Genomic DNA, 13,128 nt, shown 5'->3' with positions numbered 1-13,128 from the left:
TACAGTTCCCGGCAGCAGTTGTTCGCATTCGGCCATCGGCCGATCGACAATCGGGTACCTGGGGGAGGAACGAATGGCTGAGTTCACCGGCGCGGGACCGCGCCCGCTGTTCGGCCGGATCACGTTGCCGCACCTACTCACTGCGCAGGTCCTCGGCCTGATCGTGGGGGTTGGCGCGCTGATCGCCGGGCTGGATCCGCTGCCGTCGCTCGGCATCGCGATCGTGGTGGCACTGGTGCCGCTGATCCCGTTCGGCAAGCGCCCGATCCTCGATTGGATCGCCACGATTCGCCGGTATTCCGGCAAGCGCGACTACACCCTCGGCGACACCGTCGACTTCCGTGACACCGACGGCCGTTCGCTCGGCCTGTACTGGGACGGCAGTCGCGTGGTCACCGTGGTCGAGGTGCTGCCGCCGCGTGGTGGGCTCACCCGCATCGCCCGCACGGCCGTGCACGCCTCGCACCTGCTGCCGCTGCCAGAGCTGGCGGCCTGCCTCAACCAGCACGACATCCTGCTCAGCGGGATCGACATCATCAGCCACGGCCACCGCAGCCGGTCCGGCACGCCGGCGGGCGCCATCTACGAATCGCTGCTCGGCCCGCTGCCCGCCACCGCGCACCGCACGGTCTGGCTCGCGATCAGCTTCGACGCGGTGGCCTGCCCGGACGCCACGGCTCGTCGCGGTGGCGGCACCGACGGCGCTTCCCGCTCGGTCACCATCGCCACCCAGCGGATCATGCGCACGCTCGAAGACGCCGATTGCAACGCGCGCATCCTCACCGCGCCGGAGATCCGCAAGGCCGTGCAGCAGATCACCGCGGGTCTGGATCCGCGCACGCTGAGTCAGCGGTGGAAGTACGCCGAGATCGGCAACGCGGTGAACATCGGCAGTGCGGTGGATCCCAAGCAGCTGGGTTCGGATCTGCTCGCACAGCTGTGGGTCGCGCCGTCGCGGGGCACCACGGTGGCCGTGCGGCTGCGTCCCGGTAGCGATGCCGAATCCGTGAGTGTCGGTGCCGCATGGCGATTGACCGCGCGTGAGCTGCCGGAGAAGACCAAGTCCAAGGGCATGGTGTCGATGAGCGGTCGGCATCGCGACGCTCTGCTGGCGCACCTGCCGATCGCGGTGCCCGGTGTCGACGACACCATCCCGACCATCGAGTACCCGATCGACGTCATCGGCGCGCTGCACCTTCCGTCGTCGGGTTGCGGGCAGCTGCTCGGCTCCGACGACGAGGGCAACGGTGTCGCCACCAGGATCGTCGGCGCCGGTATCTCCACCGTGTACGTGGCCGGTGAGCTGTATCTGGCCCAGCAGTTGGTGTTCCGCGCGCTGGCTGTCGGCGAGCGGGTGCTGGTGCGCACCGATCGGGCGCAGGCCTGGGAGCAGCTGGTGACCACCGTCGGCAATCCGGAGCGGCTGACCATCGCGGTCGAAACACACCAGTCCGACGCGGGTTTCACCGCGACGGTGGTCGACGGCGTGCTCGCGCCCGCCCCGCACGCCGGTGTCACCACGATCTACCTCACCGGTGATCCGAACGGCTGGCCCGCTTCTCGCCCCGACCTGGAGATCTTCCAGCCGGGCGCGATCGGCAACCGCGTCGTGCTGCGCACGGGAACGACCAGGGTGAACCTCACGCTGGTGTCGATCCCCCGCGAGTCGACCTACATCGGTCAGCCGCGCGGGCAGCGCGCCATGGCCTCGGCCTGATCGCCAGTTGTCACCCGGGCACCCCGGGGACGGCAGAGCTCAGCCCGGATAGGGCTCGACAGTGCGGGCTGCGCGCAAAGTTGTTCCCCACCAGGACAATTGGTTGAGCATACGATCGCAGGCGTCGATCGCGGCGTCGTCGCTGGTCATGCCGGTCTTGTCGAAGCGGCGTTTGGCCTGGGCGAAGCTCACCGATTCGCGCACCGACACCATGTGCAGTTCCGCGACCACCTGACGCAACTGTTCGACCGCGCGCAGCCCGCCGGACAGCCCGCCATAGGACACGAATCCGATCGGCTTGGCCCGCCATTCGTGCTTGGCACTGTCGAGCGCGGTTTTCAGCGAGGCCGGGTAGCCGTGGTTGTACTCGGAAGTGACGGCGACGAACGCGTCCGCCGCGCCCAACCGGGCCCGGAACGCCTCGACCTCCGGGGTTTCGGTGAGGTCGACGGGCAGCGCCAGATCACGCAGATCGAGCACGCCCACCTCGAATTCCGGCCGCTCGCTCAGCGCGGTGACCAGCCAACGCGCCACCACGGGCGCGAATCGCTCGGGGCGGGTGCTGGCGACGATGATCTCCAACCGCAGCGGTGCATTCATGGCGCGAGCTTATCGACACCACAGCGCCCCCTGGTCTGCCCCGCTCGTCGGATCAGGCACGATGGTCGGTGCATTGTTCATGGGGCGAAGGGGGTCGCACGTGCTCATCGGACGTTGGCAACTGGTGGAAACGCTGGGGGCGCCACCGACCTGGTCGATGCTGACCTCGGGTACTACGCCGCGTGAGTGGGCGTCGTATCAGCGGGCGATTCCGGCCCGGCTGCAGCCGTTGATCGCGGCCGCGCACGAGACGGGCGCGCCGGTGGAGGAGGTATTGCCGAAGTCGCGAAACCCGTGGTCGGAGCACCGTTTCCGGGCTGTGCCGGTGGTGTGGCCGGATGCGCCGACGCATGCGGTGAAGGTGTGGGTCGGGCCGGAGGTCCCGGAGGAGGAACTGAGCGTCGCGCCGTTCCAGGTAGACGCGCACCGCCGCATCGTGCGCACCCGGCCAGCCGGGCTCGGCCCCCACTTCGGTTCGGTACCAGCCGAATACCGCGGTGCCGAATCGTTCCAGCGCGTCGAGCGCTTCGACCGAGCGCTGGAATTCGTTGCCGAGCTGGTCCGTTCGGAGCCACACAGTCGCTGGTCGGGAGTGGCCACCGTGCATTCGGCGATCGGCCCACGTTCACTGCTGGTGGCCGCGCGCAACGGCGACGACGGGCAGCGATTCGGGTGGCGTGGGGTCGCGGTCGACGTCACCGACAGCATCGCCCCGCAACACAAGTCGTTCGAGGCCACGACGCTCGAATTGCTGCGCGAATCCCAGCCCGGCCTGTATCTGGTCATCCTCGACACCGCGCAGGTGCGCGCGGTGCGGTGGGTCACCGAGCCGGTGCCGGGGCTGCGGTGGCGCGGGATCGATGAGCGGACCGTCCCGCATCCCGACGACCGTCCCAGGATCGTCGCGCTGCGCGCCGAAGTGCTGGCCGGTGCGGCGCGTGCCGGGCTGAGCGGACTGCGGCTGGCCGCGGTCGACGGTGGCTGGCTCACCGTCGACGTCGAGGTGTCACCACTGCCCGGCGGCGGCGCGGCGCCTGCCTTCATGCTCGCTCAGTTGCAGGTCACCGCGCCGCCGGGGTGATCAGGGCAGCTCGAAGGGCAGCGATACCCCGGCGTGCACGCGGCAGCGCTCACAGGTGCCGGTGCCGTCGACCGCGGTCACCGCGCGCCGCATGAGCTCCTTGAACGGGCCGAGGTTCTTCTTGAACTCGGCGAACACGTCGACCGCGTGCACACCGTCGCCCTCTTCGAGACCGGCGTCCAGGTCGGTGACGAGCGCGACTGCCGCGTAGCACATTTCGAGTTCGCGGGCGAGGACAGCTTCGGGGTGTCCGGTCATGTTGACCAGGTCCCAGCCCTGCCCGGCGAACCAGCGGCTCTCGGCGCGGGTGGAGAAACGCGGGCCCTGCACGACGACCATCGTGCCGGAATCCACGACCCGTAGGTCACCGGCGGACTTCGCCGTGTCCGACGGCGGGGCTCCGGTGCCCGCCGCTCGCACCGCGGCGGCCCGCAGCTCGTCGCAATAGGGATCGGCGAAGGAGACGTGGACGCCACCGCCGTCGAAGTAGGTCTGCGGGCGACCCGACGTCCGGTCGACGAGCTGATCCGGCACCGCGACAGTCCCCGGACCCCAGTCCGCGCGCAAGCTACCGACCGCGCACGGCGCGAACACCCGGCGCACCCCGAGCGAACGCAGCGCCCACATGTTCGCCTGGTAGGGCAGCGTGTGCGGCGCGAACTCGTGCTGCTTGCCGTGCCGGGGCAGAAAGGCGACAGCGCGGCCTTCGACCTCGCCGATCGCGACCGGCGCACTCGGCGCGCCATACGGTGTGTCGACCTCGACGTGCACCGCGTCGTGGTCGAAGAAGTCATAGAAACCGCTGCCGCCGATGACGGCGAGTGCGGGCCGGGGAAGCGAACTCATGGCGCCGATTCTTCCGCCCGAGCTTGCCACGCGCAGCACCGGGGACCTGTCATCTGACAATTCGATCGCGAAACTGTACCCTAGGGGGGTATTAGTTCGCCAGGCGAGCTACCAGGCAGGCGAGGAGACCTACGGTGAACACACCCACCCCCGACACCGCGACCGGCGACGAGCACGCGGGCCACGCAGGCCACGGCTACATCACCGCCAAGGACGACTACCTCAAGCGACTGCGCCGCATCGAGGGCCAGTCGCGCGGGCTCCAGCGGATGGTCGAAGAGGAAAAGTACTGCATCGATATCCTCACCCAGGTATCGGCCATGACCAAGGCGCTGCAGGCCGTCGCGATGGGCCTGCTCGAGGACCACATCTCGCACTGTGTCGTCGATGCCGCGGTGGCCGGAGGGCCCGAGGCCGAAGCCAAGATCAAAGAGGCAACCGACGCGATCGCGCGGTTGGTCAGGTCCTGACGGAACCGTTCACGCGGGCGCCCCTGCTGTCGGGACGCTGCGGTGCGTTCATTTCACTATGCGTGAAGAATTCACAGGGGAACTGTCATGCGCTGCCAACCGGCAGACCGAGCATTCCAGCAACCGTCGACGAACTGTGCGCGCGCTCACGATATTCACCGGGAGTCATTCGCATCTCGGAATGGAAAGCGCGAAACAGATTTCGTTCGCTGATAAAACCAGCGGCTGCCGCGACTTTACTCATCGATAGGCCGGGATGCGAACGCAGCACCTCGCACGCGCGCTCGACGCGCATGGCGAGCAGTGCCGGAACGGGCGCCTGTTCGCCGTCGAAGAGCCGGTAGAGGGTGCGGCGCGAGATCGCGAAGTGCGCGGCCACCGTGTCGACGGTGAGGTCGGCGTCCGCACACCGTTGCCGCATGAACGCGAGCACACCAGCCCGGGATACCGCGCTGACCTGCCCGTTGTCCGGCAACTCCCCCGCGGCCATCTGCAGTGCCGAGGCCAGCAGGTCGATGCCGTGACCGGCCGCCATCGCCGCGGCTCGTTCCGGATCGGTGCCCTGTAGGCGCGCGATGCCACGAAAGAACGTGCCGACCGCCGAGGCGGGATGGCCGCGCGCGATCGTGATCGCCGACGGAACCGCCCGCAGCGGCCGACCGGCCACGTCGACGAGCACCGGGACCGGCACCTGCACGACCACCTTGTCGAACGGTTCGTCGATTTCCCAGCGATAGGGTCGGCCGCTCTCGTAGAACACCATGTCACCCGCCGAGACGTGCGCCTGCCTGCCGTCCTGGTGCATCACCCCACGACCGCTCAGGAACATGCTCGCCAGGATGTAGCGCTCCCCCGCCGCTTCGACCAGTCGCTGCGTGCGGCGCACGGTTTGCGCGCCCGCCTGCACCGAAGTGACCAGCAGCTCGTCGAATTCGGTCGCCGCGATCCGTCCGGCGAATCCTTCGACGACGTGCGGCGACACCGCGAGCGGAATGTAGGTCTCGCTCATCACCGATTCCCAGTACTCGACTCGGTGATCAGCCGAATCCGCCGTATCGGTCGCGACATGCAGGGTCGGGCTCGCACCCGATCGTGGGGTGCTCACCCGGGCCGGTGGCTGTCACGCCACTGCGCCGGAGTGGTCCCGGTGACGTCCCGGAACACTCGATAGAACTGGCGTTCGGTGCGAAATCCCGAAGCCGCGGCGACCGCGGACAGCGCACGCGTCAGATCGGCGCCGAGCAGTGTCTTCGCCCGTTCCACCCGCATCGTCCACAGGCGGGCGAGCACCCCGGGACCGCGGTCGAACAGCCGGTACAGCGCGCTGCGCGAGAGCAGGCATTCGGCGGCGATGTCGTCGACGGTGACGTCCGGGTCGTGGCAACGACGGCGCATGACAGTCAGCGCCTGCAGCCTGGCGAGCGCCTTCCCGCTCTCCGGGTTCGGCAGCTCACCCGCGGTCATCGTCAACGCCGAGGTGAGCAGCGGGAGCACGTGCGCGCCGAGGCGAGCCGCTGCCGCCGGGTCGGTCTCCTGTGCCCTCGCCACGTCACGCAGGTATTCCGCGACGAGGCCCCCGGCCGAATCCGGGGTGACGGTGAGCGCCGCGGGGGTGGTCGGTTGCGTCCAGCCGCCGCGTTCGAGTGCGGCGACGGGGACCTGGACGATGAGTTGCTCGTGGTCGCCGTCGGACTCCCACCAGTTCGGCCGCCTGCTGTCGACGAACACCATTTCACCGGGACGTTCCAGCTCGGCCAGCCGCCCGTCCTGCTGTATCCGCCCGCTGCCCTCGGTACAGATCCCGACATAGAGCACCTCGGTACTTGATCGGGAGATCAATCGTTCGGTGCGGATCACGCGCTGACCGGTCGAGCGCAGCAGTGTGAATTCGATGTCGTCGATGGTGGAATGGGTGATCATGCCGGTGAATTCAGCGGACGACTCGGGCAATGGCTCGATCGCCACCGGGACATAGGCGTTCGACATCACCGCTTCCCATTCGTCGAATGAATGGGCACGTAGCTGATTCACGCAATCACGCATCGGCGCGTCATGGCGACAATTCTCCCACGAGAGAATGCGTATCAAAAACTCGCAGCGCAGCATTTGATACGCGCGCTGACCTGCCCGCAGGTAATCCTGGCCGCACGGTCCACGGATCGGCCGCCTCGTCGACGACCTCGTGATACACCGTGAATCCGGAGAGCGCGGCGACGTGGGCCTGCTCCCGCCACAGGTCCACGCGCCGGTCCGGGCCCAGCTGGCCGGCTGTTGTCCGAAAATCAGTGTGGGGCAAAGAGCATCACGCTCGGTAGACCTACCGTGCCAGGCCGCTGACAACCGGTGCCAGGCTGATCATCCGAGATAGGATTCGCGATATTCGCCGGGAGTCATCCCGGTCTCCTGGTGGAATACGCGGTAGAAATGGCGGACGGACGCGAACCCGGAGCCGAATGCCACCGCCGCAGGTGGATGGCTTCTATTGCAGGTCAACAGTTTTTGCGCGTGCATCACCCGTAATCTGCGCAGGGTGGCGCCGAGGCTGTCGCCCGTCCCGTCGAAGAGGCGGAACAGGGTGCGCCGCGAGATATGACAGGCGGCCGCGACCTCGTCGAGTGTCAAATCCGGGTCGGTGCACCGTTTCCGGAGGTAGACCAGGACGTGTTCGCGGCTGAGCGAGTCGGCGGGAGTCTCACTCGGTCGGCTGCCCGCCGCGAGCAGTACCGCCGAACCGAGCAGGTCGAGCGCACTGGTGGCGAGGATGTCGGCCTGCGCGGGCGATTGCGCACGGACCCGCGCGAGTTCACGGAAGTAGGTGGCTACCACGCCCGCCGGGCTCTCCGGCTCGATCGCGGTGGCGGTCGGGATACGCAGGTCGGCGAGCCCCGGCTGCAGGCGCAGCAGCCGCGTCGGCACGCGCACGAGCACCTGCTCGTAGGACATGCTGTCGTTCCAGAGCGAGGGCAGCGAGGTGTCGAGAAACGTCATCTGGCCGGGCCTGAGCAGGACCGATCGGCCGCCTTGGGTGAGCCGCGCCTGCCCGGAGACCTGAATGCTCACCAGCAGGTATTCCTCGGCCGCGCAGGCCACATGCGTCTTGGTACGCCGAAACTCCTGATTCCCACCCGCGAGCGTGGACAGCGTGAAGTCGGCCGCGCCGGGCAGCGCGCTGCTGGTCACCCGGCCGAACGTGGGTGCGTCCAAGGTCGGGTCGAGCGCGAGCGGGAAATAGGTCCGCGTCATCAACGCTTCCCACTGCTCGAACTCCACGCTCCGTGGCGACGCCGCCGCGAACTCGAGCGTCGTCGGTTCGTTCGCCATGGGCTGCCGACCTCCGAACTCAGACATATCTGCCTCTATGGCATCGACCAACAATAGCCGCGGCGCCACGCCCACTCAAGGCGGACGCGATGCCCCCACCAGCGAAAATACTCCTGCGCAAGCCGCTTTCGGCAAGTCGGGATTCGCACCGATCACCTCGGGCACCTCCGTCGAACAGGGAACAGTCCGTGTTCTACTGGTAGTTGCCAGCAGGATGCTCGTCGATGCCTCACCGAGAGGACACGCCCATGTCTGCCGATTCCGCCGTCCTGTCCGCGCGCTCCGAGGACGGCCGCTCGTTCGTCGTCGACAACGCCGCGGCCAGTCCGTTTCCCGCCGGATCACTGATCGTGGTCAGTTGCGACGGGCGCAGGCAGCTCGCGCTGGTCGAAGAGCGCACGGCGACGATGCCGGTGGGGTTGCGCGGCAGACTGATCGGCGAACTCAGCGACGACGGGATCGATGTCAGGGCCAGTCACGCCTTCGACGGCGGGGAGGTGAGTCCGGCCGATCGCGCCAACGTCGCCGCCCTGCACCTCAGCACCGGCGCCGAGCTCGAGGTCGGCGAGAGCCTGTCGGCACCCGGTGGGCCCGCTCGACTGCTCCCGACCCGCTTCAACCGGCACACGTTCTGGTGCGGACAGAGCGGTTCGGGCAAGACCTACGCCCTCGGCGTCGTCCTCGAGCAGCTGATCGCGCATACCGCGCTCCCGATCGTCATCCTCGACCCGAATTCCGACTTCGTCCGCATCGGCGAGGTGGTGCCCGGCGCCACCGGCCCGACCGCGGCGGCCTTGCGCGAGCGCGATATCCGCGTGCTGCGACCGAAGGCCGAACCACCTGCTCGGCTGCGGGCGAAGTTCATCGACATGCCGCTGAAGTCGAAAGCCGCGGTGTTGCAGCTGGATCCGGTGGTCGACCGGGAGGAGTTCAACGAACTGATCCATCTGTCATCGGCGATGACCGGCGAGCTCCACGATGTTCTGGCCAACTTGCGCGCCGTCGACACCCCGGCTCGCCGCCGCCTCGCGATGCGCGTGGAGAACCTGGGATTGCTCGACTGGGAGGTGTGGGCGGGCACTGATCGGGCGGTCACCGAGATCGTCGCCGAGCGCCCCGACGTGACCGTCCTCGACCTCGGCGGATTCTCCACGCCCGCACAGCAACTCGTGGTCGCACTGTCGTTGCTCGACGACCTGTGGGCCAGACGCGAAGAACGACGCCCGGTCCTGCTGGTGATCGACGAGGCCCACAACCTCGCCTCGCCCCGGCTGGAATCGCCGGTGGCCGTGGCGGTGCGTGAACGGTTGATCCAGATCGCCGCCGAGGGCCGCAAATTCGGTCTCTGGCTACTGCTTTCGACCCAGCGCCCGTCGAAGGTGCACCCGGGCATCATCTCCCAGTGCGACAACCTCGCCCTCATGAAAATGACCTCACCGACCGACCTCACCGAACTCGGCACCTACTTCGGCTACGCCCCGAGCGGACTGTTGGCCCAGGCACCCTGGTTCCGGCAGGGCGAGGCACTGTTCGCGGGCGGTTTCGTCCCCACGCCCGCGCTGGCCAAGGTGAACGCGCGGCTCACCCGCGAAGCGGGCGCCGACGTCTCGGTGCCGCTGAGATAGCGGACCTCACCGTCGCGACGATCAGGCCGATTCGCTGATCACCACACGCCCCGGCTCACGTCGAGCGACTCGACCACTGGAGACTCGCGACGTTGCGCGGTCGCCGGGCACGCGATGTAACGACCGTCGGATGTCGAGGTCGGCGAAGATCAGACCCTGCTGGCCTTCGGCCAGCGGAGTGGCGAGCTCCAACCCGCCGGGTCCGAAGATCCGCGAGACGCCTCCGCCACCGCGCAGCAGACGCCGATCGGGCATCCGCGCGTCGACCACCTCCCAACCGGCCACCGGCACCACGGCGACGGGGGCGATGACGTAGGTCTTGCCGTCCATGGCGTAGCGCACGGCGGCGGCGGTGTCGATTTCCTGGCCGCGCTCCTTGCCCTCGCCGTAGTACACGGTGAAGCCGGGCCACGCCGCGATGTGGATCTGCTCGTATTGCTCGTGCATGCGCACCCGCAAGTCGGCGCGGAGATGGTCGGCGCCACCGAGGACACCGACGCGGCCGAGCGCGGTGTCACGGATCAGCAAGCCGCCGTCGGAGGTGCTGAACACGGTCCGCTCCAGCCCGGTCGGTTCGGCCTTGCGGACGACGCTGATCGTGCCGTCGGCGCCGATCAGCGCCTGCGACATGAACACCTCACGCCCGGCCCGCTCGGCGAATCCGACCGAGACATGAATCCCCTTGCGGCGGGCGGCATAGGCGATCGCCCGCAGCTCCGGTCCTTCGGCGGTGAGCGAGTTGGCGAGGTAGCGGGCGAGGAATTCTTCGCCCCAGTCGACGGAGTTGAGCCACATCCACCAGGGAAATCCGGGCAGGAAGGTCTCCGGAAAGGCAATCAGTTGCGCGCCCCCGTGTTCGGCCGCTTCGATGTATTCGATTGTCTGTTCGACTCCCGCAGACAAATTCAACCATTTCGGCTCGGCTTGCACCGCTGCCACGCGTACCCGACTCATCGTGCCCCCTTGTCGCTCAACCAGTGAAGAGTGTTCAATTCACTCTCTCGCAGAATGGCGCCACACAAACTGTCATCCTGTGCCAGCCGACTGACCGTCTGTGCCAATCCACAGATTAGGGTCGATTCCGCCACGCAGTGAGCCTTGCTAAGAGTTTGCCTGAGCGCCGACCATTCTTCAAGGACGAACAGATGTACGAAGAATGGCGATATCAGATAGCCGCGGTATCACATAGCCGGCGCACCCGCCGCGACCATGCGGAATTCACCGGGGGTCATACCCGTCTCCAACCGGAAGGCGCGGAAGAAATGGCGTTCGGACGCGAACCCGGACGCGAGCGCGACGGTCGCCGTCGCCCGGCCGGGGTCACGGGCGAGCAGCGAACGCGCGCATTCCACCCGCATGCGCCGCAGCACGGCACTGAGCCCGTCCTCCACGTCACCGAACAGCCGGTACAGCGTGCGGCGCGACACCAGACAGGCACGCGCGATGTCGTCGATCGTCAGGCTCGGGTCGGCGCACCGGGTTCGCATGAAGGCGAGTACCTGCTCGCGTGACAGCGCCTGCGCGGGCTGACCCGAAGGGATTTCCCCCGAGGCCAGCCGGACCGCCGAGGCAAGCAGTTTGACACCGTTGTCGGCCAGCACGGTGGCGTGACCAGGAGCGCTCTGCTGAATGCGGGCCAGATCGCGAAAGTAGCCCGCGACCACCCCGCCCGCGCTGTCGGCGGGGACCGTCATCGCGGTCGGCAACGCGGAATCACCCGGGCCGAGCTGCTGGCGCAGGACCTCGAGCGGCGTCTGCACGACGACCTGCGCCCAGGGACCGTCGAGATCCCACTGATACGGGCGCGAGGTGTCGTAGAAGACCATGTCACCGGGGCGCAGCGACGCGACGCGATCGTCTTGGTGCAGCCGTCCGGAGCCTTCGGTCAGGATGGAGACCAAAAGGTATTCGCCGTCGGTCTTCGCGATTCCACGGGGGGTTCGGCGGATGCGCTGGCCGCTCGCACTGACCGTCGACAGGTCGAAGCCGGGCTGGCTGGTGCGCTCGATCCGGCCATGGAAGGCGCCGTCGCCGCGCGGATCCGCCATCAGCGGGACATAACTCTCCGACAGCAGCGACTCCCACTCGGCGAACGATTCGCGCGCCCCGGCACGGGTCTGGCTGATCTCCACGCCAACTACCTCGCTTCCTATCCGAGTCGAACAGCAAACAGTTGGCGTCGCACAATCGTCGGGCTCGCCCTAGGCCGAGCCTGCCAGATCAACCGTCCAATTTCCATCGACTGTTTCCGGATGGGATGGTTTGTCGACATCGGAAATGCCACTAGCACTGACGATTCCAGCGGTTATCCAACCCGGGTCTTTCAAAATGAAACCTCCGTGTGAGGCGCATCACTCAACCCGGCTTGACGGAGTTCGAGCTCCGCTGTGGGCGCCCGAACGAGCTATCACCCGGTATTCACCCGGTGTCATGCCCGTCGCCGCCTGGAACGCGCGATAGAACTGTCGCTCGGAGCCGAATCCCGACGCGGTCGCGACCGTCGCGACCGAGCGGTAGTCGCCCGCCGCGAGTAGCACCCGCGCCCGCTCCAACCGCATTTCGCGCAGTACAGTCCCGAGCCCGCCCTCGAACTCCGCGACCACCCGATAGAGCGTGCGCCGCGACACCCGGCAGGCGTCCGCGATCCGCTCGATCGTCAGCCCGGGGTCGGTGTAGTTGGCGCGCAGATAGTCCAGCACCTGCTGCCCGTTCACCGCCGCGATCTGCGCCCTGCCAGGTCGCCCGCCCGACGCGATGGTGGCCGCCGCGCCGAGCAGGTCGATGCCGCTGCCCGCGAGCACTGCCGCCGACACCGGATCGGTGCTGTGCAGTTGTGCGACCTGCCGGAAGAATCTGGCCAGCATGAGCCCGACGCCACCTTCCCCGATCACCATCCCGGCAGGCAGCGCGTCGGCCCGAATACCCAGGTAATCGACGACCTGCTGTCGGGGCACCCGGATCGTCAGATCCTCGATCAGACCCTCCGAGCGCCACCGAATCGGCTGCGCGGTGTCGTAGAAGATCATCGCGCCCGGCGACAGCTCGACACGGTTACCCGCGTGCTCGACCTGCGCGTGCCCCGCGAGCACAACACTGCCGATGACGTGGACGTCGTCAGCCCTGGCGATATGCCTGCGCGTCCGGCGCAATTCGTGACCCTCGGCGACCACCGTGCCCACGGAGATATCACCGAAGTCGGCCGATCTGATCCGCCCCTCGAACGCCCGTGGCACGGTGGGCGCAATCGACACCTCGGTGATCGCATTGGTGACCAGCTGTTCCCAATGCCCGAACGCGTCCGGCACCGCGACCTGCGCGGTCGAGCAGATCTCGGGAAACCCGTCGAACGACGACGTCACCATTCGATGTCGCTATTCCAACGCGACAGGGCGCTGGCTCGCCCGGAATTCGCCTGGCGTCATTCCATGACCACTTCCCACTCGCCGAATGAGATGGTATCCATCGTCG

12 protein-coding genes are annotated in these 13,128 nt (G+C 67.7%); 4 read left to right on the top strand and 8 right to left on the bottom strand.

Annotation, left to right across the window (positions count from 1 at the left end; all coding sequences use genetic code 11):
• Window positions 1-73 precede the first annotated feature (73 nt).
• Entirely contained in the window at window positions 74-1,717 is a 1,644-nt protein-coding gene (eccE, locus tag ACQHI0_RS32825) for a type VII secretion protein EccE (RefSeq protein ID WP_427905572.1), read from the top strand.
• Window positions 1,718-1,756: 39 nt separating this feature from the next.
• Here eccE and ACQHI0_RS32820 read toward each other — a convergent pair whose 3' ends face one another.
• Window positions 1,757-2,317, bottom strand: coding sequence for an NADPH-dependent FMN reductase (locus ACQHI0_RS32820; protein WP_427905571.1), 561 nt, complete (start codon window positions 2,315-2,317; stop codon window positions 1,757-1,759).
• A 100-nt stretch (window positions 2,318-2,417) separates the two neighbouring features.
• Between ACQHI0_RS32820 and ACQHI0_RS32815 the strand changes: the two genes are divergently transcribed.
• A complete protein-coding gene (locus tag ACQHI0_RS32815) occupies window positions 2,418-3,398 on the top strand; it encodes a GAF domain-containing protein (RefSeq protein ID WP_427905570.1) in 981 nt (326 codons plus the stop codon).
• On the opposite strand, the gene ACQHI0_RS32810 is transcribed toward ACQHI0_RS32815, so the two are convergent.
• Window positions 3,399-4,244, bottom strand: a complete 846-nt coding sequence (locus ACQHI0_RS32810) for an S-methyl-5'-thioadenosine phosphorylase (protein ID WP_427905569.1) — start codon at window positions 4,242-4,244, stop codon at window positions 3,399-3,401.
• A gap of 134 nt (window positions 4,245-4,378) precedes the next feature.
• Here ACQHI0_RS32810 and ACQHI0_RS32805 point away from each other — a divergent pair, with 134 nt between their 5' ends.
• Window positions 4,379-4,714, top strand: a complete 336-nt coding sequence (locus ACQHI0_RS32805) for a metal-sensitive transcriptional regulator (RefSeq protein WP_427905568.1) — start codon at window positions 4,379-4,381, stop codon at window positions 4,712-4,714.
• 85 nt (window positions 4,715-4,799) lie between these two features.
• On the opposite strand, the gene ACQHI0_RS32800 is transcribed toward ACQHI0_RS32805, so the two are convergent.
• The 3 genes from ACQHI0_RS32800 to ACQHI0_RS32790 form a co-directional block, all read right to left on the bottom strand.
• Complete coding sequence (locus tag ACQHI0_RS32800) at window positions 4,800-5,819, bottom strand: helix-turn-helix domain-containing protein (protein ID WP_427905567.1); 1,020 nt, start codon at window positions 5,817-5,819, stop codon at window positions 4,800-4,802.
• Window positions 5,816-6,745 carry a helix-turn-helix domain-containing protein gene (locus ACQHI0_RS32795; RefSeq protein WP_427905566.1) on the bottom strand — a complete coding sequence of 310 codons (930 nt, stop codon included), beginning with the start codon at window positions 6,743-6,745 and terminating at the stop codon, window positions 5,816-5,818. Before ACQHI0_RS32795 ends, ACQHI0_RS32800 begins: the two co-directional genes overlap by 4 nt.
• Window positions 6,746-7,069: 324 nt before the next feature.
• Window positions 7,070-8,035, bottom strand: coding sequence for a helix-turn-helix domain-containing protein (locus tag ACQHI0_RS32790; protein WP_427905565.1), 966 nt, complete (start codon window positions 8,033-8,035; stop codon window positions 7,070-7,072).
• Between the two features lie 248 nt (window positions 8,036-8,283).
• Here ACQHI0_RS32790 and ACQHI0_RS32785 point away from each other — a divergent pair, with 248 nt between their 5' ends.
• Window positions 8,284-9,660 carry an ATP-binding protein gene (locus ACQHI0_RS32785; protein WP_427905564.1) on the top strand — a complete coding sequence of 459 codons (1,377 nt, stop codon included), beginning with the start codon at window positions 8,284-8,286 and terminating at the stop codon, window positions 9,658-9,660.
• 21 nt (window positions 9,661-9,681) lie between these two features.
• Here the strand turns inward: ACQHI0_RS32785 and ACQHI0_RS32780 are convergent, their stop codons facing one another.
• The 3 genes from ACQHI0_RS32780 to ACQHI0_RS32770 form a co-directional block, all read right to left on the bottom strand.
• The gene (locus tag ACQHI0_RS32780; protein ID WP_427905563.1) at window positions 9,682-10,614 is read right to left on the bottom strand and encodes a nitrilase-related carbon-nitrogen hydrolase; all 933 of its coding nucleotides are present in this window, start codon (window positions 10,612-10,614) and stop codon (window positions 9,682-9,684) included.
• Between the two features lie 227 nt (window positions 10,615-10,841).
• Complete coding sequence (locus ACQHI0_RS32775; protein WP_427905562.1) at window positions 10,842-11,792, bottom strand: helix-turn-helix domain-containing protein; 951 nt, start codon at window positions 11,790-11,792, stop codon at window positions 10,842-10,844.
• A 219-nt stretch (window positions 11,793-12,011) separates the two neighbouring features.
• A complete protein-coding gene (locus ACQHI0_RS32770; protein ID WP_427905561.1) occupies window positions 12,012-13,022 on the bottom strand; it encodes a helix-turn-helix domain-containing protein in 1,011 nt (336 codons plus the stop codon).
• Window positions 13,023-13,128: the final 106 nt, after the last annotated feature.

The organism is Nocardia sp. FBN12, from assembly GCF_050320175.1.
Lineage (GTDB): Bacteria > Actinomycetota > Actinomycetes > Mycobacteriales > Mycobacteriaceae > Nocardia.
This window is presented reverse-complemented; position numbering and strand designations above follow the sequence as displayed.